This window comes from Tessaracoccus sp. OS52 (assembly GCF_020687685.1).
Classification (GTDB): domain Bacteria; phylum Actinomycetota; class Actinomycetes; order Propionibacteriales; family Propionibacteriaceae; genus Arachnia.
This window is the reverse complement of record NZ_JAJEWM010000001.1, coordinates 1,703,384-1,723,717: the sequence shown is the minus strand read 5'-3', so window position 1 is coordinate 1,723,717 and position 20,334 is coordinate 1,703,384. Positions and strand designations below refer to the sequence as shown.

At 67.0% G+C, this 20,334-nt stretch carries 17 protein-coding genes and 1 tRNA gene; 9 read left to right on the top strand and 9 right to left on the bottom strand.

Annotation, left to right across the window (positions count from 1 at the left end; genetic code table 11):
* Positions 1–22 precede the first annotated feature (22 nt).
* The 3 genes from LKO27_RS08155 to pyk are packed head-to-tail and all read left to right on the top strand — an operon-like array spanning position 23 to position 2,942.
* Positions 23–532, top strand: a complete 510-nt coding sequence (locus LKO27_RS08155) for a signal peptidase II (RefSeq protein ID WP_227736854.1) — start codon at positions 23–25, stop codon at positions 530–532.
* On the top strand, positions 529–1,452 hold the full coding sequence (locus LKO27_RS08150; RefSeq protein WP_227736853.1) for an RluA family pseudouridine synthase: 924 nt from the start codon (positions 529–531) through the stop codon (positions 1,450–1,452). The genes LKO27_RS08155 and LKO27_RS08150 overlap by 4 nt, the downstream gene beginning before the upstream one ends.
* A 56-nt stretch (positions 1,453–1,508) precedes the next feature.
* On the top strand, positions 1,509–2,942 hold the full coding sequence (gene pyk / locus LKO27_RS08145) for a pyruvate kinase (protein ID WP_227736851.1): 1,434 nt from the start codon (positions 1,509–1,511) through the stop codon (positions 2,940–2,942).
* Positions 2,943–3,003: 61 nt separating this feature from the next.
* Here the strand turns inward: pyk and LKO27_RS08140 are convergent.
* Positions 3,004–3,086 (bottom strand) — tRNA-Leu (locus LKO27_RS08140).
* A gap of 122 nt (positions 3,087–3,208) precedes the next feature.
* Between LKO27_RS08140 and LKO27_RS08135 the strand changes: the two genes are divergently transcribed.
* Positions 3,209–3,796, top strand: coding sequence for an ANTAR domain-containing response regulator (locus tag LKO27_RS08135; protein WP_227736850.1), 588 nt, complete (start codon positions 3,209–3,211; stop codon positions 3,794–3,796).
* A gap of 15 nt (positions 3,797–3,811) precedes the next feature.
* On the opposite strand, the gene LKO27_RS08130 is transcribed toward LKO27_RS08135, so the two are convergent.
* Positions 3,812–4,219: a PaaI family thioesterase gene (locus tag LKO27_RS08130; protein WP_227736847.1), complete on the bottom strand. Its 408-nt coding sequence runs from the start codon at positions 4,217–4,219 to the stop codon at positions 3,812–3,814.
* Positions 4,220–4,242: 23 nt separating this feature from the next.
* Here LKO27_RS08130 and polA point away from each other — a divergent pair, with 23 nt between their 5' ends.
* Positions 4,243–6,918 (top strand): DNA polymerase I, encoded by a 2,676-nt coding sequence (polA, locus tag LKO27_RS08125; protein ID WP_227736846.1) that lies wholly within the window; start codon positions 4,243–4,245, stop codon positions 6,916–6,918.
* 46 nt (positions 6,919–6,964) lie between these two features.
* Here polA and LKO27_RS08120 read toward each other — a convergent pair whose 3' ends face one another.
* Positions 6,965–7,714 (bottom strand): class F sortase, encoded by a 750-nt coding sequence (locus LKO27_RS08120; protein WP_227736844.1) that lies wholly within the window; start codon positions 7,712–7,714, stop codon positions 6,965–6,967.
* A 190-nt stretch (positions 7,715–7,904) separates the two neighbouring features.
* Here LKO27_RS08120 and rpsA point away from each other — a divergent pair, with 190 nt between their 5' ends.
* Together rpsA and coaE are read left to right on the top strand one after the other, a co-directional pair.
* On the top strand, positions 7,905–9,353 hold the full coding sequence (gene rpsA / locus LKO27_RS08115; RefSeq protein WP_227736842.1) for a 30S ribosomal protein S1: 1,449 nt from the start codon (positions 7,905–7,907) through the stop codon (positions 9,351–9,353).
* 91 nt (positions 9,354–9,444) lie between these two features.
* Complete coding sequence (gene coaE, locus LKO27_RS08110; RefSeq protein ID WP_227736840.1) at positions 9,445–10,359, top strand: dephospho-CoA kinase; 915 nt, start codon at positions 9,445–9,447, stop codon at positions 10,357–10,359.
* 64 nt (positions 10,360–10,423) lie between these two features.
* Here the strand turns inward: coaE and LKO27_RS08105 are convergent, their stop codons facing one another.
* The 4 genes from LKO27_RS08105 to LKO27_RS08090 form a co-directional block, all read right to left on the bottom strand.
* Positions 10,424–10,579, bottom strand: a complete 156-nt coding sequence (locus LKO27_RS08105) for a lmo0937 family membrane protein (protein WP_227736835.1) — start codon at positions 10,577–10,579, stop codon at positions 10,424–10,426.
* A 61-nt stretch (positions 10,580–10,640) separates the two neighbouring features.
* A complete protein-coding gene (uvrB, locus tag LKO27_RS08100; protein WP_227736833.1) occupies positions 10,641–12,710 on the bottom strand; it encodes an excinuclease ABC subunit UvrB in 2,070 nt (689 codons plus the stop codon).
* Positions 12,711–12,786: 76 nt separating this feature from the next.
* Entirely contained in the window at positions 12,787–13,563 is a 777-nt protein-coding gene (locus LKO27_RS08095) for a hypothetical protein (RefSeq protein ID WP_227736831.1), read from the bottom strand.
* Positions 13,564–13,634: 71 nt separating this feature from the next.
* A complete protein-coding gene (locus LKO27_RS08090) occupies positions 13,635–14,330 on the bottom strand; it encodes a maleylpyruvate isomerase family mycothiol-dependent enzyme (RefSeq protein WP_227736827.1) in 696 nt (231 codons plus the stop codon).
* A gap of 166 nt (positions 14,331–14,496) precedes the next feature.
* Here LKO27_RS08090 and uvrA point away from each other — a divergent pair, with 166 nt between their 5' ends.
* Positions 14,497–17,301, top strand: coding sequence for an excinuclease ABC subunit UvrA (uvrA, locus tag LKO27_RS08085; protein WP_370629989.1), 2,805 nt, complete (start codon positions 14,497–14,499; stop codon positions 17,299–17,301).
* A 3-nt stretch (positions 17,302–17,304) separates the two neighbouring features.
* Here uvrA and LKO27_RS08080 read toward each other — a convergent pair whose 3' ends face one another.
* A complete protein-coding gene (locus tag LKO27_RS08080; RefSeq protein ID WP_227736824.1) occupies positions 17,305–17,841 on the bottom strand; it encodes a hypothetical protein in 537 nt (178 codons plus the stop codon).
* 51 nt (positions 17,842–17,892) lie between these two features.
* Entirely contained in the window at positions 17,893–18,285 is a 393-nt protein-coding gene (locus tag LKO27_RS08075) for a ubiquinol-cytochrome c reductase iron-sulfur subunit (protein WP_227736823.1), read from the bottom strand.
* Between the two features lie 56 nt (positions 18,286–18,341).
* On the opposite strand from LKO27_RS08075, the gene uvrC reads away from it, so the two are divergent.
* A complete protein-coding gene (gene uvrC, locus LKO27_RS08070; RefSeq protein ID WP_227736821.1) occupies positions 18,342–20,294 on the top strand; it encodes an excinuclease ABC subunit UvrC in 1,953 nt (650 codons plus the stop codon).
* Positions 20,295–20,334: the final 40 nt, after the last annotated feature.

The window sequence follows — 20,334 nt, the reverse complement described above, 5'->3', positions numbered from 1 at the left end:
CCCCTCGGGGTCCGCTGCCCGGTTGACCGCGCTCGGGATCGGCGCGCTCGGACTCTCAGCCGACCAGCTGACGAAACAGGCAGCGCTGGCCAACCTCGAGTGGGGGGAACCGGTTGAGGTCCTCGGCCCAGTAGTGAGGTTCACCCTCATCAGCAACCCCGGGGCTGCGTTCGGCATGGGGAGTGGATCCACCCTCCTGCTGTCGCTGTTCGCCATCGTCGCGCTGGCCGGAAGCCTGACGCTGGGGCTGGCGCGCATCAGGTGGCAATCCCACGCCGTCGCCCTCGGTCTGCTGATCGCCGGCATCTCCGGGAACCTGTACGACCGGCTGTTCCGGGATCCCGAGCCCCTCTACGGGCACGTCATCGACTTCGTACAGCTGCCCTACTTCGCGATCTTCAACGTCGCCGACGTCTGCATCACGAGCGCTGCCGCTGCGATCATCGTCCTCAGCCTTCGACACCATCCGGAACCGGCCACCGAGCCCGCCCCGGCGTCCGATGCCCAGCCCGTGGAGGCGAACGACGCGTGAGTGTCTTCCTGGTACCGGAGGCGCTGGCGGGAGAGCGGATCGACGCCGTCGCCGCCCGCGTCTCGGGCTACAGCCGTTCCCGAATCGAGGCGCTCATCGAGGTCGGCGGAGTGACCCTCGACGGCGCTCCGGTGGCCAAGCCGTCGCAGCGCGTCGCCGGTGGTGAGCTGCTGGAACTGGCGGAGGCCGACCTCAAGCCGGACAAGCCGGTCGTCCGGCCACGGGTCGCGGCGGGCCTGGGAATCGTCCACGACGATGCCGACATCGTGGTGGTCGACAAGCCCGCGGGCGTGGCGGCGCACCCCAGCCTGGGCTGGGACGGACCCTCGGTCACCGAGCATCTGGCCGCCGCCGGCTTCCGGATCTCGACCTCGGGTGCGCCGGAGCGCCAAGGGGTGGTGCAACGGCTCGACGTCGGCACCAGCGGGCTGATGGTGGTCGCGAAGTCAGAGGTCGCCTACTCCATCCTGAAGCAGGCCTTCCGGGACAAAACGGTCGAGAAGACCTACCACGCACTCGTGCAGGGGCATCCCGATCCGTTCACGGGCACCGTTGAGGCTCCGATCGGACGGCATCCCGGATCGGAGTGGAAGATGGCCGTCCTCGACGGCGGACGGGCGAGCACCACGCACTACGACACCATTGAGGCGCACCGGGCGGCCACACTGCTGGAGATCGGCCTCGAGACGGGGCGGACCCATCAGATCCGCGTTCACATGGCAGCCATCGGACACCCGTGCTGCGGAGATCCGCTCTACGGCGCTGATCCGGTGCTGTCTGCACGGCTGGGACTGGTGCGGCAGTGGCTGCACGCCGTCGAGCTGTCCTTCGACCACCCGCGCAACGGTGAGCGGGTGAGGTTCAGCTCGCCCTACCCGGAGGACCTGAAGGCCGCGCTGGAGATCGTCCGAGGGGACTGACTTCCAGCAACCGGCCCCCCTTCGAGTTGGGATCGGCGTCCGGTAGGGTGATGCCCGTGCGCAGAGCAAAGATCGTATGTACCCTAGGCCCCTCTTCCGAAACCACCGAGCGTCTCGTTGACCTGATAAACGCCGGTATGAACGTGGCTCGTCTCAACATGAGCCATGGCGACTACAACGAACACGGAGGCCGTCTCAAGGCCGTTCGTGAGGCAGCCGCCATCACCGGGAAGACGGTGGGCGTCCTGGCTGACCTGCAAGGTCCCAAGATCCGCCTCGGCCGGTTCGCCGGTGACGAGAAGCATTTCCTTGAGCGAGGAGACCGGTTCACCATCACCATCGATGACATCGAGGGTGACCGTACCCGGTGCTCCACCACCTACAAGGGTCTCCCCGGTGACGTCCGCCCCGGCGACGCCATCCTCATCGATGACGGCAAGGTCGGGCTGCAGGCCATCGAGGTCACCGACACCGACGTGATCTGCGAGGTCACGGTCCCCGGCCCCGTCTCCAACAACAAGGGCATCAACCTCCCCGGTGTCGCGGTCTCGGTGCCGGCGCTCAGTGAGAAGGACGAGAACGACCTGCGCTGGGCACTGGCACAGGACATCGACATGATCGCCCTGTCCTTCGTCCGCTCCGGTGACGACATCAAGCGGGTCCACGAGATCATGGACGAGGAGGGTCGTCGCCTTCCCGTCATCGCGAAGCTGGAGAAGCCGCAGGCCATCAGCAACCTGCAGGCAATCATCGACGCGTTCGACGCCTTCATGGTCGCCCGCGGTGACCTCGGCGTCGAGCTCCCGCTCGAGGACGTCCCGCTGGTGCAGAAGCAGATCATCCGTGCGGCGCGCAAGTGGGCCAAGCCGGTCATCGTCGCCACGCAGATGCTGGAATCGATGATCTCCTCCCCGCGTCCCACCAGGGCAGAGGCCTCCGACGTGGCCAACGCCATCCTCGACGGTACCGACGCGGTCATGCTGTCGGGTGAGACCTCGGTCGGCGACTATCCCGTCGAGACCGTGGCCACTATGGCCCGCATCGTCGAGTACGCCGAGCGTGAGGGCCACGAGGAGATCCACACGATCGACTGGGACCCGCACACCACCGGTGGCGTGCTCGCCAAGGCCGCGGTGGAGGTCGCGGAGCGGGTCGACGCTCGCTACATGGTGGCCTTCACCAAGTCGGGCGACACGGCACGTCGTCTTTCGCGACTGCGTCCTTCCATCCCGCTTCTGGTGTTCTCGCCAGAGCACTCCACGCGTCAGGTCATGACCCTGTCGTGGGGCGTCGACACCCTCCTCACGGAGGACTTCGACAACCAGGAGGAGATGGTGGCGAACGTGGACAAGTTCCTCCGGGAGCACAAGATGATCGAGGTGGGTGAGCGGATCGTCATCCTTTCGGGATCGCCGATGGGTGTCCCGGGCAAGACCAACAACCTCAGGGTCCACAAGGTCAAGGAACAGGGCGCCGTCACGGAGTCCTGAGCAGGACGAGATGGCAGAAGGGGGCCGCCTGCAGGCGGCCCCCTTCTTGTCTTGCATTGCGTACCCAGGAGGGGATTCGAACCCCCAAGGCCTCGCGGCCAGACGGGTTTGAGCCGTCCGCGTATACCATTCCGCCACCCGGGCGTGGGCGCCCCAACATTGTGCCACAATCGGGCGTGGCGCCCCATCTGCGGCGGCGCGCTAGTATTGGGTGGCTGCACGCCGAGTGTGCCGCACCCCTGACGAATCGAAGAATGAGGCGATTGATGCCGGACGAGAAGAGCCCGACCAAGGTTCTGGTTGCCGAGGACGAGGCGCTGATCCGCCTTGACCTCGTCGAGTTGCTGACGGATGAGGGTTTCGAGGTCACCGGGCAGGCAGCCGACGGCGAAGAGGCCGTCCGACTGGCCCGCGAGCTCGAGCCGGACCTCGTGATCATGGATGTCAAGATGCCCAAGATGGACGGCATCACGGCCGCCGAGATCATCGCCGAGGAGCGGATCGCCCCCATCGTGATGCTGACCGCCTTCAGCCAGCGAGACCTGGTTGAGCGTGCCCGCGACGCCGGTGCCATGGCCTACGTCGTGAAGCCGTTCGACGCCTCCGACGTGATCCCGGCCATCGAGATCGCCATCGGCAGGTTCGCCGAGATCAAGGCCATCGAGGAAGAACTCGCTTCCCTGGAGGACCGGTTCGAGTCGCGCAAGATCATCGACCAGGCAAAGGGCATCCTGCAGGAGAGCCTGGGACTGACCGAGCCGGAGGCCTTCCGGTGGATCCAGAAGACCGCCATGGACCTGCGCAAGTCGATGCGCGAGGTCGCCGAGGGCGTCATCAGCCACAAGAAGAAGTAGCAGCCGGGTCAAGCCTCAGCCATCGATGAGGTGGCAGGTCAGGCGGCCCAGCGCCGTGCGCCGGCCCTGCTCGTCGGTGATCTCGACCTCGTAGACGGCGATCCGGGAGCCCAGATGGACGGGCGTCGCCACCCCGGTCACCCGCCCCTCGCGGACCCCGCGGATGTGGGTGACATTGAGATCCACTCCCACGGCGCCCCTGCCGTGCCCCCGGGCATGGGCGATCGCTCCCATCGAAGCCAGACCCTCGATCATGACCCCCGAAGCGCCGCCATGCAGGAGCCCCATCGGCTGGCGGTTGCCGGCCACCGGCATGGAGCCCACCACGCGTTCCGCCGCCAGGTGAGTGATCTCCAGGCCCATGCGTTCGTGCAGTTCCGACCTCAGGTCCACGGCCCACTCGGGGATGCCAGCAGTTGTCATGGGCCAACTGTAGAGTCGACGCCGTGACTGACAAGCCCCGCCTACTCCTGATCGACGGCCACTCCGTGGCCTACCGCGCGTTCTTCGCACTCCCGGTGGAGAACTTCGCCACCCAGACGGGACAGCACACCAACGCCGTTTTCGGGTTCACCTCGATGCTGATCAACGTCTTGCGGGACGAGGAGCCCACCCACCTCGCGGTGGCGTTCGACGTCTCGCGCGAGTCTTTCCGTACGGAGTCCTATCCGGAGTACAAGGCCAACCGGTCCACTTCACCGGAGCAGTTCAAGGGTCAGGTCGCACTGATCAAGGATGTCCTCGACGCCCTGAACATCCCGTACCTTGAGAAGCCCGGCTACGAGGCCGACGACATCATCGCGACGCTGTCCACCCAGGCCTCGGCCGACGGTTTCAAGGTGTTCATCTGCAGCGGTGACAGGGACGCCATGCAGCTGGTCGACGAGGACGTGACGCTCCTCTACCCGCGAAAGGGTGTCTCGGACCTGGCGCGGATGACGCCGCAGACCGTCGAGGAGAAGTACCTGGTCCCGCCCGCGAGTTATCCGGAACTCGCCGCGTTGGTGGGGGAGACAAGCGACAACCTCCCGGGCGTTCCCGGAGTCGGCCCCAAGACCGCTGCCAAGTGGATCCTGGAGTTCGGCGGTCTGGACAACATCCTGTCCCGCGCGGAGCAGATCAAGGGCAAGGCGGGGGAGTCGCTGCGTGACCACCTGGAAGACGTCCGACGCAACCGGCGGTTGAACGCGCTGGTGCGCGACCTGGAGCTCCCCATCGCGCCGGCGGAGATGAAGCGCAGGGACTGGGACCGTGAACGTGTGCACGAACTCTTCGACGCTCTCGAGTTCAGGGTGCTGCGGGAACGTCTGCTGGAACTCGCACCGGGTGAGCCGGTCAGCGAGGAGGGCTTCGAGGTGTCGGGAGACGTCCTGGCCGCCGACCAGCTCAGGCCCTGGCTGGCCGAGCACGCGCAGGATCTGACCGGGGTGCACTTCGTCGGGTCGTGGGCTGCCGGAACCGGGGACCTGACCGGTATCGCACTGGCCGGTTCGGACGGAGCCGGCGCCTACGTCGACGTGGCCGGACTGACACCCGATGACGACGCCGCCCTGGCCGACTGGTTCGCCGACCCGGAGCCGCGCAAGGTGATCCACGAGGCGAAGGGGCCCACTCTGGCGGTCTGGGCCCGGGGCTGGGACCTGCGCGGGGTCGCGTTCGACACCTTGCTGGCGGCCTACCTGCTGCGGCCGGACCAGCGCACCTTCGACCTCGCCGACCTGGTGCTGCGCTACCTCAAGCGCGAACTCGCGGCGGAGGCGAAGGATTCCGACGACGCCCAGCTCGCGCTGGACTTCGATGAGGACCAGGACCAGGCCGCAGGGGACGCCATGCTGCGCGCCAGGGTGGTGCTTGACCTCGCTGAGGCGCTGCGCTCCGAACTGGCCGAACGGGACGCGGAAGACCTCCTGCGGGAGGTGGAACTGCCCCTGCAGCGAACGCTCGCGGTGGCGGAGCGGGTGGGGGTCGCCGTGGACGTGGACCGGCTCGAGGAACTCCGCGACGAGTTCGACAAGGCCGTTCACCAGGCACAGCAGGCGGCCTTCGATGTTCTCGGGCACAGCGTGAACCTCGGCTCACCCAAGCAGCTCCAGACCGTGCTGTTCGAGGAACTGGGCATGCCCAAGACCCGCAAGACCAAGTCCGGCTACACCACCGATGCCGATGCGCTCGAGGGGCTGTTCGCCAAGACCGAGCACCCCTTCCTGGGGCACCTTCTCGAGCACCGGGACCGGATCCGGCTCCGGCAGACGGTCTACGGGTTGCTCGCCTCCGTGCAGCCGGACGGCAGGATCCACACCAACTACGTGCAGACCATCGCGGCCACCGGGCGGCTGTCCTCCACGGACCCGAACCTCCAGAACATCCCGATCCGCACGTCGCTCGGCCGTCGGATCCGTCGGGCGTTCGTGCCGGGCCCGGGGTTCGATGCGCTGATGACGGCGGACTACTCGCAGATCGAGATGCGCATCATGGCGCACCTCAGCGGCGACGCGGGGCTGGGTGCCGCCTTCCGCTCCAGTCGGGACTTCCACAACGAGATGGCGGCCAAGGTCTTCAACGTGGCGCCCGACGAGGTCGACGGCGAGATGCGCGCGAAGATCAAGGCGATGAACTATGGACTCGCCTATGGGCTCAGCGCCTTCGGGCTCTCGAACCAGCTCAAGATCTCCGTACCGGAGGCGAAGACGCTGATGGAGGACTACTTCTCCCGGGTGGGTGGCGTACGCGATTATCTGGCCGACGTGGTCTCGGAGGCACGGTCGCTGGGCTACACCTCCACGATGCTGGGTCGGCGCAGATACCTGCCCGACCTCACCTCCTCCAACCGGCAGCGCCGGGAGATGGCCGAGCGGGCCGCCTTGAACTCCCCGATCCAGGGTTCCGCCGCGGACATCATCAAGGTCGCGATGATAAACGTCGGACGAGCCCTCGATGAGGCTCGGCTCGCCAGCCGGATGCTGCTGCAGGTGCACGATGAACTGGTGCTGGAGATCGCCCCCGGGGAACAGGAGACCGTCGCGGAGTTGGTCAGGTCGAACATGGCCGGGGCGCTCGAGTTGGATGTCCCGCTGGAGGTGTCCATCGGCGTTGGCGAGTCCTGGTTCGACGCGGCGCACTGATCCCTCGGCACAGGACAGGCTCAGCGCTCAGGACGCCGCGCCGAGGTCAGGCAGAGACGGGCTTGCCGTAGAAGAAGATCCGGGACTCCCAGATCTCGGTGCTGCGGTCGAAGTCCCAGCAGATGACGATGGCCAGCTCCGGATCCCCTGCGTAATCGACCATGACATCGGAGTTGGGATCGTAGTCCTCGACCCACACCTTCTTCGCCTCGACGAACTCGTAGCAGGCGGTTCGGCCATCGGCGCCCTTGAGGCGGATGAGATCTCCTGCCTCCAGTTGAGCCTCACCGTTGGCATACATCTCATTGCCCAGTGCGCCACCGTTGCGGTACGTGTGGATGGACAGCACAACCTTGCCCGCGTCGGAACCCGGGCGCGGTCCCTCGTTCCACCAGGAGGCGGTCCGGGCGGCGTCGGGCGGGGGAGCGGCGATGTTGCCGTCCGCGTCCCGACCGAGGCTGAGGACGGGTTCCTGGGCCGGGGGGTTCTGCATCTCGAACGACGTCGGGACGAAGCCCTGCTCGTCGATGGCGTCACAGCCGGCGAAGGCGCTGGGGGCGGACGACACGGTGATCGGCTTCGGGGCGGCCGACGTCGCGGGCGCGCTCGAGGTGGCCTGCGTGGGGCTCGGGGACGCCGCGACGGTCGAGGGGGTGGGGGTGGGGGCGACCGCCGTCTCCCGGGGCCGGGTTACCCACCAGACCGACAGCGACAGCACCACGATCACCGCGACAACCACGGCGAGCGCCGGCCAGCGTGGTTTCCTGCCGCGTCGGGCAACTGTGGAATCACTCACGGCCAGCAGCCTACCCGCAGCATGGACACCGTTTGACCGAGGTTGCGGCCGGGGCTAGGCTAGGGAGGCGCTGTGACCTGCCCACCCTCGGACGGAGTGGGGTGGCGCGTCGTAAGTCCCCGCTGCATTCCCGGTTGGCTCCTACGACAAGGCACATCGCGCCTTACGAAAATTTCGGAGCCCAACCTACATGACCTCCTCCATTGAGGCCTCGGCTGTTGCAGTCGACGACTTTGGCACCCCGGAAGCCTTCATGGCTGCCGTTGACGCCACCATCAAGTACTTCAACGACGGCGACATCGTGTCCGGCACCGTCGTCAAGGTCGACAGGGACGAAGTCCTCCTCGACATCGGTTACAAGACCGAAGGCGTCATTCCTTCCAAGGAACTCTCCATCAAGCACGATGTCGACCCCTTCGACGTGGTCAGCGTCGGTGATGAGATCGAGGCGCTAGTCCAGCAGAAGGAGGACAAGGAGGGTCGGCTGATCCTGTCCAAGAAGCGCGCCCAGTACGAGCGCGCCTGGGGCACGATCGAGAAGATCAAGGAAGAGGACGGAGTCGTTTCCGGCACCGTCATCGAGGTTGTCAAGGGCGGCCTCATCGTCGACATCGGTCTTCGCGGCTTCCTCCCCGCCTCGCTCGTCGAGATGCGTCGCGTCCGCGACCTGCAGCCCTACGTGGGCATGGAGCTCGAGGCCAAGATCATCGAGCTCGACAAGAACCGCAACAACGTGGTTCTGTCCCGCCGTGCCTGGCTCGAGCAGACGCAGTCCGAGGTCCGCCAGACGTTCCTCACCCAGCTCCAGAAGGGCCAGATCCGCAAGGGTGTCGTGTCCTCCATCGTCAACTTCGGCGCCTTCGTCGACCTTGGTGGAGTGGACGGCCTCGTGCACGTCTCCGAGCTTTCCTGGAAGCACATCGACCACCCCAACGAGGTCGTCGAGGTCGGGATGCCCGTCACTGTCGAGGTGCTCGAGGTGGACATGGACCGCGAGCGTGTCTCCCTGTCCCTCAAGGCCACCCAGGAAGACCCGTGGCAGACCTTCGCGCGTCTGCACCAGATCGGCCAGATCGTGCCCGGAAAGGTCACCAAGCTGGTTCCGTTCGGTGCCTTCGTCCGCGTCGGTGACGGCATCGAGGGACTCGTCCACGTCTCCGAGCTGGCCGAGCGTCACGTCGAGATCCCCGAGCAGGTTGTCTCCGTGGGTGACGAGGTGATGGTCAAGGTCATCGACATCGACCTGGAGCGCCGCCGAGTCTCCCTCTCGCTCAAGCAGGCCAACGAGGGTGTCGACGTCGCCGCGGACGACTTCGACCCGTCGCTGTACGGCATGACCGCCAGCTACGACGAGCAGGGCAACTACATCTACCCCGAGGGCTTCGATCCGGAGACCAACGAGTGGAAGGAAGGCTACGACGAGCAGCGTCAGGCCTGGGAGCGCCAGTACGCCGAGGCCCAGGCGCGTTGGGAAGCCCACAAGAAGCAGGTCGAGGACGCCGAGTCCGCTGACCGCGACGCTTCCGTCACCGCCGCCACCGGTTTCACCTCTGCCACTGTCGAGGACGAGGGCGAAGGTTCCCTCGCCTCCGACGAGGCCCTGCAGGCGCTTCGCGAGAAGCTGACCGGCGGGATCTGAGCCCGGCCGCAAGCACTGAGCGCCGCTCCTCCACCTTGGTGGGGGAGCGGCGCTTTCGTTGCCCCGGGCTGCGGTCGCTATTCTTCGGTTCATGGTCCGAATCGCACTCACAGGCGGGATCGCCTCCGGCAAGACCTTGGTGTCCGACGCACTCGCCGAGCTCGGCGCCGTGGTGATCGACTCCGACGTGCTCGCCCGGGAGGTCGTCCAGGTCGGCACCCAGGGCCTGGGCGAGATCGAGCGACGGTTCGGGAAGGGTGTGCTCCGGGGTGACGGCTCCCTTGACCGCCCGAAGCTGGGCGGCATGGTGTTCTCCGACGACGCGGCGCGCGAGGACCTGAATGCCATCGTGCATCCCTTGGTGCGGCGACGTGCGGCGGAGTTGGAGGAGGCAGCACCGCCGGGCGCGGTGGTGGTCCAGGTGATTCCCCTGTTGGTGGAGACGGGCCAGCACGTGAACTTCGACGCCGTGGTGGTGGTGGACGTTCCGGTGGAGGTACAGGTCTCACGGCTGATGCACCGCAGTGGGTTGACCACCCAGCAGGCGCAGGCGCGGGTGAAGGCGCAGGCCCCGAGGACCGACCGTCTGGATGCGGCGGACTGGGTGATCGACAACTCCGGCGATCAAGCCACCACGATCGCGAAGGTGCGAGAGCTGTGGGAGGGGCCGGTGGCCCGACTGCGGAACCGCGAAGCCGTCAGGCGCCATTTCATCGGTCTTCCGAGCCACGTCCGCGGCCCGGAGCCGACGGAGGGTGCGGCTGCGCTCAAGGCATTCATCAAGGCCCAGCAGTACGCCACGGGAGAGAAGGAATTCGACATCGACCGCGTGGAGTCGTTGCTTCCCAGCGCTCGGGTCCTGCTTTCCAGGGGCGCAATAGTGGGCGCGGTGCTCGTCGATACTTCTGGGAAGCAGCCGGAAGTCCGGGGTCCCTGGGTCGTGCCCGGGCTGCGGGAAGTGGCCACACCCGTGCTGCTGGACGCGGCTCGCCAACAGATTCCTTGAACACACCGAATAGCAGAATGGCCCGCCAGACGGCGGGCCATTCTGCTGTTTCCGGTGAGTTGCCTCAGACCGCCCTGCGGCCGGAAATGAGGTTGATGACGAGGATGACCAGGGCCACCACGAGCAGAAGGTGAATCAGGTTCCCTCCGACGCTCGTGAGGAGACCGAGCAGCCACAAAACGATGACCACTGCCAGAACAATCCAAAGAATGCGTGCCATGGGACGATCCTCTCTTTCTTTATCGGACTTTCAGCCTAGCGCAGCGAACTTGGCCCGTGGGCTATTTGTTGGCCTCGATCATCTGGCGCAATTCCTTCTTCAGGTCTGCAACCTCGTCCCTGATCCGTGCCGCAGCTTCGAACTGCAGCGCCGCCGCAGCCTGGTGCATCTGGCTCGTCAGGTCCTCGATCAGGTTGCCGAGGTCCGAGGCCGCCATGGTTGCGGGGTCCAGACCGCCGTTTCGCTTCCTGCCCGTCGTGACCTTCGCTTTCGCGGAGAGGAGCTGCTCGGTGTCGGCATCCTCGCGGTCGAGCATGTCGGTGATGTCGGCGATCTTCTTCCGCAGCGGCTGGGGGTCAACCCCATGTGCCTGGTTGTAGGCGATCTGGATGGAGCGGCGCCGGTTCGTCTCATCGATCGCGGCGGCCATGGAGGGCGTGATCTTGTCCGCATACATGTGTACCTGGCCCGCCACGTTTCGGGCAGCCCGCCCGATCGTCTGGATCAGTGAGCGTTCCGAGCGGAGGAATCCCTCCTTGTCCGCGTCGAGGATGCCCACGAGCGACACCTCCGGCAGGTCCAGCCCCTCCCGCAGCAGGTTGATGCCGACGAGGACGTCGTACTCTCCCATGCGCAGTTCGCGCAGGAGCTCGATGCGGCGGAGGGTGTCAACCTCGGAGTGGAGGTAGCGCGTGCGAATTCCGTTGTCCATCAGGTAATCGGTCAGGTCCTCGGACATCTTCTTGGTCAGCGTGGTGACCAGCACGCGCTCGTTGCGCTCGACCCGCAGCTTGATCTCGGCCATCAGGTCGTCGATCTGCCCCTTCGTGGGTTTCAGCACCACTTCCGGGTCCACCAGTCCCGTGGGCCGGATGATCTGTTGGACGAAACCGTTGGAGCGCTCCAGCTCATAGGGGCCGGGAGTTGCGGAGAGGTAGACCGTCTGGCCGATGCGCTGCACGAACTCGTCGAACCGCAGGGGACGGTTGTCCAGGGCGCTGGGCAGACGGAAGCCATGTTCGACCAGCGTGCGCTTCCGCGATGCGTCGCCCTCGTACATGCCTCCGATCTGCGGGATGGTGACGTGGGACTCGTCGACGACGAGCAGGAAGTCCTCCGGGAAGTAGTCCACCAGGCACGACGGTGCCGAGCCGGGCGCGCGGCCGTCGATGTGGCGCGAGTAGTTCTCGATGCCGGAGCAGGTGCCGATCTGGCGCATCATCTCGATGTCATAGCTGGTCCGCATGCGCAGCCGCTGCGCCTCGAGCAGTTTGCCCTGCTCCTCCAGCTCTGCCAGCCGTTCGGCGAGTTCGCGCTCGATTCCGGTTATGGCCCGTTCCATCCGCTCCGCGCCCGCGGAGTAGTGGGTGGCGGGGAAGATGTAGACCTCCTGCTCATCGTGGAGGACGTTGCCGGTGAGGGCGTGCATCGTCGAGATCCGCTCGATCTCATCCCCGAAGAACTCGATCCGCACGGCGTTCTCCTCGTACATCGGGAAGACCTCCAGGGTGTCGCCCCTGACGCGGAAGGTGCCCCTGGTGCCGGCCAGGTCGTTGCGTGCGTACTGGATGTCCACCAGATGGCGCAGCAACTCGTTCCGGTCATGTTCCTCTCCCACCCGCAGCGTCACGCGTTGCTCCAGGTACTCCTCCGGGGTGCCGAGCCCGTAGATAGCCGAGACGGTGGCGACGACGATCACGTCGCGCCGCGTCAGCAGCGAACTGGTTGCCGAGTGCCGCAGCCGCTCCACCTCCTCGTTGAGCGAGGAGTCCTTCTCGATGTAGGTGTCGGTCTGCGGGACGTAGGCCTCGGGCTGGTAGTAGTCGTAGTAGGAGACGAAGTATTCGACGGCGTTGTCGGGGAAGAACGTCCTGAGTTCGTTGGCGAACTGCGCTGCGAGGGTCTTGTTGGGCTGCATCACCAGGATGGGGCGCTGCAACTTCTCAGCCAGCCAGGCCACAGTCGCTGTCTTTCCGGTGCCGGTGGCGCCGAGCAACACCATGTCCTGCTCCCCGGCCGCGATCCGGCGCTCGAGTTCGGCGATGGCTGCGGGCTGGTCACCGGATGGCTGGAAGTCAGCCTTCATTCTCAGCGGCGCGACCTGACGCCTGAGCTCGTCGATTGGTCTCATGCCATCAACTCTAGGTCGGGGCACTGACATTGAAAGAGCCCGGACCCTCGCAGGTCCGGGCTCCGCCACGGGAGTCTCAAGCGGCCGGGTCGCCGATGCAGTAGGTGCGTGCCGGCTCCTCGTAGGCGTAAGGCTCCTCGCCCTCGGCGCAGCTCGCACCCGCGGCGTCGTGCCTCTGGGTCACCTTGAACTCAGCGACGGCCTCCGAGCAGTCCACGACGGCGTAACCCCGGACATCGCTCTCCGGCAGCACTTGGTAGCAGGTGTCGGACGCGAAGTTCTCGATCAGGCAGGCGATCTTCTCAGGGCTTTCGGAGCGCTCCTGGGTGACGGTGTAGGAGAGGTACTCAGGTGCACAGCTCAGGGCGCCGTCGTTCACCCGCGCCACCTCGAACGAGAACGTGGCGGCGTCGCCACAGTCAACCTCTTCGTGGTTGGCGTCTTCCACCTGGCCGGAGAAGGCCAGACAGTTGCCCACCTCGAGGGCCGCGTCGCTGGTGAACCGGTTCCAGAGATTGAAGCCGGCCACGGCGATCAGCACCACCGAGACGATGGCTCCCAGGACCCCCTTCGCCTTCTGCGCACCGGACTTGCGCCCACCGGGAGCTTCGGTTCCGCCGCTGACGTACACCGGCTGCTGGCCCTGGGGAGGCTGTTGGCCGTAGGGGGGCTGCCCGTGGTGAGCCGGTGCCGGAGACTGCTGCCCGTAGCTGCCCGGACCGAGGTTCGGGCCGCCGCCCGGACCCGGTGTGCCCTGGTGTCCCGGTCCCCACTGGGGCTGCTGGTATCCGGGGGGCTGGTTGCCCGGCTGTCCGGCCGGGTTCTGGCCGGGGTAGTTGGGCGGCTGGGTCATCTCATCTCCGTATCGTCTATTGAAGCTGCGAGTCACCCTATAGGAAGCGGAGGACCTCAGAGGGCCGATTGCTACGCCCCTGCGACGCGTGGCGTCACCACGCCGCGAGCCAGCCAGATCAGCAGGTCTGCGGCCGGTCCGGTGACGCGCGGGGCCGAGCCGCTGGGGCCGTGGTCGAAGCCTTCGTGGCTCACGATGTGCGCGCCCGGCAGTTCGTGAGCCGGGGTGCGGGCCACCCGGAAGGCCAGCAGCTTGTTGGCGACCTCTGGGTCGAGCGCCAGCTCGTCCACGTCCGGTGTGAGGTCGAACGAGTGCAGTGCCACCTCGTGCAGGCGCAGCAGCGGCAGCTGGTCGACGGGCAGCTCCTCGCCGGACCTGAGGACGACCCTCGCGTCCGCCGGGGCAGGGCAGGACAGGGCCTCGTCCAGTTCGCCGGCAGAGGTGTCCAGGTCGATCTGCAGGCTGAGGCCGTCCGCCAGTGCACCGAGTTCGAGGGCGTGCGCCGTCTCCTGCGCGGATCGGCGTGTGGTTCTTGCCGTCCGGTTGCCGCGAGCCACTTCGTCGCACACGCCCACGAGCTCCCGGGCGTTGGTTACCAGGTGCGCCGCGACGTGGGACCGCGTCCAGCCGGGGAGGCGGGAGGGCTGCGCCCAGTCCTCGTCGGAGTAGGAGATGGTCCTGCCGAGCAGCAGGTGGGTCTGCTCACGCACCGCCTGCATCACACCCTCGTCGGGGGTGCCGTCTCCAACGGTCTGGGGGCTCGGCATGGCGCCACCCTAGCAAGTGCGCTCGTGCCCGTTGCCCGGTCCGGGAAAAGCCGCCCACCCCGGGGAGACGACACGCCGAGCAAATCAAAACACCAGTTCGAATTCGTTTGGCGGGTTGCGTAAGATGTGCCGAGTGAATGAACGGCTGACAGTCCGCGGCGCCCGGATGCACAACCTCAAGAATGTCTCCCTTGAACTGCCCAGGGACTCGTTGGTGGTATTCACCGGGCTGAGTGGGTCCGGCAAGTCATCGCTGGCGTTCGACACCATCTTCGCGGAGGGGCAACGACGCTACGTCGAGTCCCTCTCGTCCTATGCCCGCCAGTTCCTCGGCCAGATGGAGAAGCCGGACTGTGACTTCATCGAGGGGCTCTCGCCGGCGGTCTCGATCGACCAGAAGTCGACCAGCCGCAACCCGCGTTCCACCGTCGGGACGGTGACCGAGGTCTACGACTACCTGCGGCTGCTCTACGCCCGCATCGGCATCCCGCACTGCCTGGTCTGTGGTTCCCCGATCGGCAAGCAGACCCCACAGCAGATCGTGGACCGGCTGCTGGACATGGAGGAAGGCACCAGGTTCCAGATCCTCGCGCCGGTGATCCGCGGCCGCAAGGGCGAGTACCACGAGTTGTTCAGGCAACTCAGCTCCGACGGCTTCAGCCGCGTGCGGGTGGACGGCAACGTCCACCCCATCACGGAGGTGCCGGAACTGAACAAGAAGCTCAAGCACGACATCGACGTGATCGTGGATCGCGTCGTGGTCAAGCCTTCGGCCAAGCAGCGGATCACCGAATCGGTCGAAGCCGCACTGGGCCTGGCCGGCGGCATCGTGGGGATCGAGTTCGTGGACCTGCCCTCCGACGATCCGGAACGCGAGAAGCGCTTCTCCGAGGCGATGGGCTGCCCCAACGACCACGACGTCGCCATCGAGGAGCTCGAGCCCCGGCAGTTCTCCTTCAACGGGCCGTGGGGCGCCTGCCCCAAGTGCTCAGGGCTGGGAACCACCTTGGAGGTGGATCCGGAACTCGTCGTCCCCGACGTCGGGCTCACCCTGGCTGAGGGCGCCATCGCCCCGTGGGCCACGGCCCACCTGCGCGGACACTACGAGCACGTTCTGGACTCGCTGGCCGCGGAGCACGGCTTCAGCGTCCACACCCCCTGGGAGGAACTGCCGCCCAAGCACATCAAGCTGCTCCTGAACGGGGTCAAGGACCCCGTCCTGGTCACCTACCGCAACCGCTTCGGCCGCACCCGCAGCTACACCCAGAAGTACGAAGGCATCCTGCCCTTCGTCCGACGTCGACACGGCGAGGCCGAGACCGACGCCGCCCGCGACCGCTGGGGCGGCTACATGAGGGAGATCGCCTGCTCCGCCTGCGACGGCGCGCGGCTGCGCCCGGCCTCGCTCGCGGTGACCATCGCCGAGACCAACATCGCCCAGCTGGCCGACATGGCCATCAGCGACGCCAATGACTTCCTGACCGGCCTGCAGCTCACCGAGCGCGAGGCGCAGATCGCCGCTCGCGTCGTCAAGGAGGTCCAGGCCAGGTTGCGGTTCCTGCTCGACGTCGGGCTTGACTACCTCAGCCTCTCCCGCGCGGCCGCCACGCTCTCGGGCGGGGAGGCGCAGCGCATCCGGCTGGCCACGCAGATCGGCTCGGGTCTCGTCGGCGTCCTCTACGTGCTCGACGAGCCCAGCATCGGTCTCCACCAGCGCGACAACAGACGCCTCATCGAGACGCTCCACCGGCTGCGGGACCTGGGAAACACCCTCATCGTCGTGGAGCACGACGAGGACACCGTCAGGGCGGCTGACTGGGTGGTCGACATCGGCCCCGGCGCCGGCGAGTACGGCGGCCACATCGTCGTCGAGGGGAGCGTCGAGGACCTGCTGGCCAGCGAGGAGTCGCTGACCGGCGGCTACCTCTCGGGGCGGCTCAGCATCCCGGTGCCCGAGGTGCGAAGGCCACGCAACGGCAAGTCGGTCACCATCGTCGGGGCGAAGGAACACAACCTGAAGAACATCGACGTGGAGTTCCCCCTGGGCACCTTCACGGCGGTCACGGGCGTCAGCGGCTCGGGCAAGTCCTCGCTGGTGAACTCCATCCTCTACACGGCGGCGGCGAAGAAGATCTACAGCGCCAAGGCCGTACCCGGCAAGCATCGCTCCCTGAAGGGGCTCGATCACCTGGACAAGGTCATCCAGGTGGACCAGTCGCCCATCGGCCGCACCCCGCGCTCGAACCCGGCCACCTACACCGGGGTGTTCGACAAGATCCGCAACCTGTTCGCGCAGACCCCGGAGGCGAAGGTGCGCGGCTACCAGCCGGGCAGGTTCTCCTTCAACGTGAAGGGCGGCCGGTGCGAGAACTGCATGGGCGACGGCACCATCAAGATCGAGATGAACTTCCTGCCGGACGTGTACGTCCCCTGCGAGGTCTGCCACGGGGCGCGTTACAACCGCGAGACGCTCGAGGTCCACTACAAGGGGAAGTCCATCTCCGAGGTGCTGGAGATGTCCATCAGCGACGGCGTGGAGTTCTTCGCCTCCATCCAGTCCATCTCCCGTCACCTGCGGACCCTGAACGAGGTGGGCCTGGGCTATGTCCGGCTGGGACAGGCGGCCACCACGTTGTCCGGTGGCGAGGCGCAGCGGGTGAAGCTGGCGGCCGAACTGCAGAAGCGTTCGACGGGCAGGACGCTCTACGTCCTCGACGAACCGACCACCGGCCTGCATTTCGAGGACATCCGCAAGCTCCTCATGGTGCTCCAGAAGCTCGTGGACGCGGGCAACACCGTCGTCGTGATCGAGCACAACCTGGACGTCATCAAGTCCGCCGACTGGGTGATCGACATGGGCCCCGACGGGGGCTCCCGGGGTGGCGAGGTCGTGGCCGTCGGCACGCCGGAGGACGTCGCGGCGGCGGAGGGTTCGGCCACCGGGGAGTTCCTCAGGCCGCTGCTGGCGTAGCGCTCACCAGCGCTTGGGCTTCTGAACGAACCGGTGCCACAGCCACATGCCCACACCGAGGAACACCGCTGACCCCAGCAGGTAGTAAACGGATGGGTGGACCGAACCCTCGTATCCGCGTACGGCGAGTTCCACGTCGGCTCCCCGGTAGATCTCGAACCAGACGTCGGGGGAGCAGGTCACCTGGTAAGTGCCCGGAGGTGCCGTGAACCGGAAGACCGACCGGGCGGTGAAGTACGGGTCCGCGTCCGGGCGCAGTTCAAGGGGGCCGTTGAGGGAGCGCACCGTGCATTCGTCGAGCCCGCTGTTGAGGCTCGTGATGGCGTACTCGTTCGAAGGGTCCCGGAGTTCCGCAGGCCCGTCGAACGACGAGTAAACGGCGTCGGGGCGGAAGAAGGGGTGGATGTTCGAGCGGGTGTCGAACTGGGCGAAGATCGCGAGCAGCAGCAGACCCACGCCCGCCAGGACGGCGACCACCGCGATCACCATCCCGAGGACCCGCCCCACCAGCGAAAGCGCACGTGGCGTTGCTGCTGCCATCCGAGAATCCTACCGCTCAACCAGCCCGCGGGCGACGGCTGCCTGCGGTGGTCAGGCCGCGACGATGAGCTTGTTCCCGGAGTCCTCGACGCTCAGGGACTGGAGCGGCTCCGACGCGGGCCCGGCGATGGGGGAGCCGTCGCCGGTGTCGAACACGGATCCGTGGCAGGCGCAGTTGATGCCCTCGGGCTTGACGTCGCGCACCGTACAGCCCTGGTGGGTGCACACGGCCGAGAAGGCGAGGAACGTGCCCTCGACGGGCTGGGTAACGACGATCTTGGGGTCGGCCAGGACGATTCCACCGCCCACGGGTACCTGGGACTTGTCCACTTCGATGGCACTGTCGGGGGCGGCCTGCCGGGATTCGGTGGCCGCGCAGCCCGAGGCCAGCAGGGAGGTGGCGATCGCGGCGCCGGTGATCAGGACCTCGCGTCGGGTACTCATGGCTGCCAGCATAGGTGCAACGACCCCGCTGGATCGGGCGACCTATCATCGTCGTCATGGCTGACCCGTCGACTTACCGTCCGAGGCCGGGCTCGATTCCCCTCGACCCCGGCGTCTACCGGTTCTTCGACGCCTTCGGCAACGTCATCTACGTCGGCAAGGCCAAGAACCTGCGCCAGCGGCTCAACTCCTACTTCGCGGATCCCGCGTCGTTGCACTTCCGGACCCAGACGATGGTGCGCACGGCCGCGAAGGTGGAGTGGACCGTCGTCGCCAACGAGCTCGAGGCGCTGCAGCTCGAATACACCTGGATCCAGGAGTTCGACCCCCGGTTCAATGTCAAGTACCGCGACGACAAGTCCTACCCCTGGCTCGCGGTGACCGTTTCGGAGGAGTACCCCCGGGTCTTCGTCGGGCGGGGCGCCAAGCGCAGGGGCACCAGGTACTTCGGGCCCTTCGGCCAGGCCTGGGCGATCCGCGAGACCGTGGACATGCTCCTACGGGTCTTCCCCATGCGCTCCTGCACCGCCGGGGTGTTCAAGAGCGCCAGAGCCGCCGGCCGGCCGTGCCTGCTCGGCGACATCGGCAAGTGCTCGGCGCCCTGCGTGGGCCGGGTGAGCGCCGAGGAGCACCGCGCGATCGTCGACGACTTCTGCTCCTTCATGGCGGGCAACACCGCCGGGATCATCGGCGAGCTCGAACGCGAGATGTACCAGGCGTCGGCGCAGCTGAACTTCGAGCGCGCCGCGGTACTGCGGGACTCGCTCGGTGCCCTGAAGAAGGCCAGGGAGCGCCAGAGCGTCGTGCTGCCGCCCTCGACCAGGGCCGACATCATCGGGTTCGCCGACGACGGTCAGCAGATCGCGGTCCAGGTCTTCCACGTCCACGCCGGCAGGATCACCGGTGAGCGGGGCCACGTGGCCGATCGCTCCGACGACCGCGACCTCACCGAGCTGCTGGAGCCGTTCCTCCTCCACCTCTACGACGAACTGGGCGCCGACATCCCGCCGCTCATCCTGAGTTCGGTGGAGGCCGATGAACCGCTCGTCCAGCTCCTCACGCAGCGCCGTGGCGGGCCCGTCGAGATCAAGGTGCCGCTGCGGGGCAGCAAGCGGGTGCTGCTGGACACCGTCGTCAAGAACGCGCAACTGGCTCTGCAGCAGCACCAGACCCGCCGGGCCACCGACCTCACCACCCGCAACAGCGCCCTGGAGGAGGTGGCCGAGGCGCTGGGACTCGCCGAACCACCACTGAGGATCGAGTGCTACGACATCTCCCACACCATGGGCACTGAGGTGGTCGGCTCCATGGTGGTGTTCGAGGACGCGCTGCCGAAGAAGTCCGAGTACCGGCGCTTCATCATCAAGAGCTTCGAGGGCTCCAACGACGTCGCGGCCATGAGCGAGGTGCTGCGACGGCGCCTCGGCCGGCTCCTGGACGAGCGGGGCAGGGCCGGCGCCGTCGACAGTGACGCCGAGGGGCCCCTGCTGGTCGACCCGACAACCGGCGCTCCGCGGAAGTTCGCGTACGCGCCCGGGCTCATCGTCGTCGACGGCGGGCTGCCCCAGGTCAACGCCGCCGCCGCGGTCCTCGAAGAGCTGGGACTCGCGGACGAGATCGCGCTGTGCGGCCTGGCCAAGCGGCTCGAGGAGGTCTGGGTCCCGGGGGAGGAGTACCCCGTGATCCTGCCGCGGGCGAGCGAGGGGCTCTACCTGCTGCAGCGCCTCCGGGACGAGGCGCACCGGTTCGCAATCGCGCACCACCGGTCGAGGCGCGCCCGCAACATGGTGTCCTCGCTGCTGGACGACGTCCCGGGCCTCGGGGAGCTGCGGCGCAAGGCTTTGCTCACCTACTTCGGCAGCCTGCGCAAGCTGCGGCAGGCCACCGTCGAGGAGATCGCCCAGGTCCCGGGCTTCGGGCCCCGGCTGGCCGCCAGCGTGCACGCCGCCGTCGCGGACTCCGGTGGCGAGGCGATCAACCTCACCACCGGAGAGGTCACCGAACTCTAGGTGTTCGTTCAGTGCTCGATGATGGAGCACCGAACGAACA

Excerpts from the sequence above, each read along its gene's own strand:
- LKO27_RS08135 (WP_227736850.1), top strand. The coding sequence starts at position 3,209 with ATGCCGGACGAGAAGAGCCCGACCAAGGTTCTGGTTGCCGAGGACGAG.
- LKO27_RS08130 (WP_227736847.1), bottom strand. The coding sequence starts at position 4,219 with ATGACAACTGCTGGCATCCCCGAGTGGGCCGTGGACCTGAGGTCGGAA.
- rpsA (WP_227736842.1), top strand. The coding sequence starts at position 7,905 with ATGACCTCCTCCATTGAGGCCTCGGCTGTTGCAGTCGACGACTTTGGC.
- coaE (WP_227736840.1), top strand. The coding sequence starts at position 9,445 with ATGGTCCGAATCGCACTCACAGGCGGGATCGCCTCCGGCAAGACCTTG.
- LKO27_RS08105 (WP_227736835.1), bottom strand. The coding sequence starts at position 10,579 with ATGGCACGCATTCTTTGGATTGTTCTGGCAGTGGTCATCGTTTTGTGG.
- uvrB (WP_227736833.1), bottom strand. The coding sequence starts at position 12,710 with ATGAGACCAATCGACGAGCTCAGGCGTCAGGTCGCGCCGCTGAGAATG.
- LKO27_RS08095 (WP_227736831.1), bottom strand. The coding sequence starts at position 13,563 with ATGACCCAGCCGCCCAACTACCCCGGCCAGAACCCGGCCGGACAGCCG.
- LKO27_RS08090 (WP_227736827.1), bottom strand. The coding sequence starts at position 14,330 with ATGCCGAGCCCCCAGACCGTTGGAGACGGCACCCCCGACGAGGGTGTG.
- uvrA (WP_370629989.1), top strand. The coding sequence starts at position 14,497 with ATGCACAACCTCAAGAATGTCTCCCTTGAACTGCCCAGGGACTCGTTG.
- LKO27_RS08080 (WP_227736824.1), bottom strand. The coding sequence starts at position 17,841 with ATGGCAGCAGCAACGCCACGTGCGCTTTCGCTGGTGGGGCGGGTCCTC.
- LKO27_RS08075 (WP_227736823.1), bottom strand. The coding sequence starts at position 18,285 with ATGAGTACCCGACGCGAGGTCCTGATCACCGGCGCCGCGATCGCCACC.
- uvrC (WP_227736821.1), top strand. The coding sequence starts at position 18,342 with ATGGCTGACCCGTCGACTTACCGTCCGAGGCCGGGCTCGATTCCCCTC.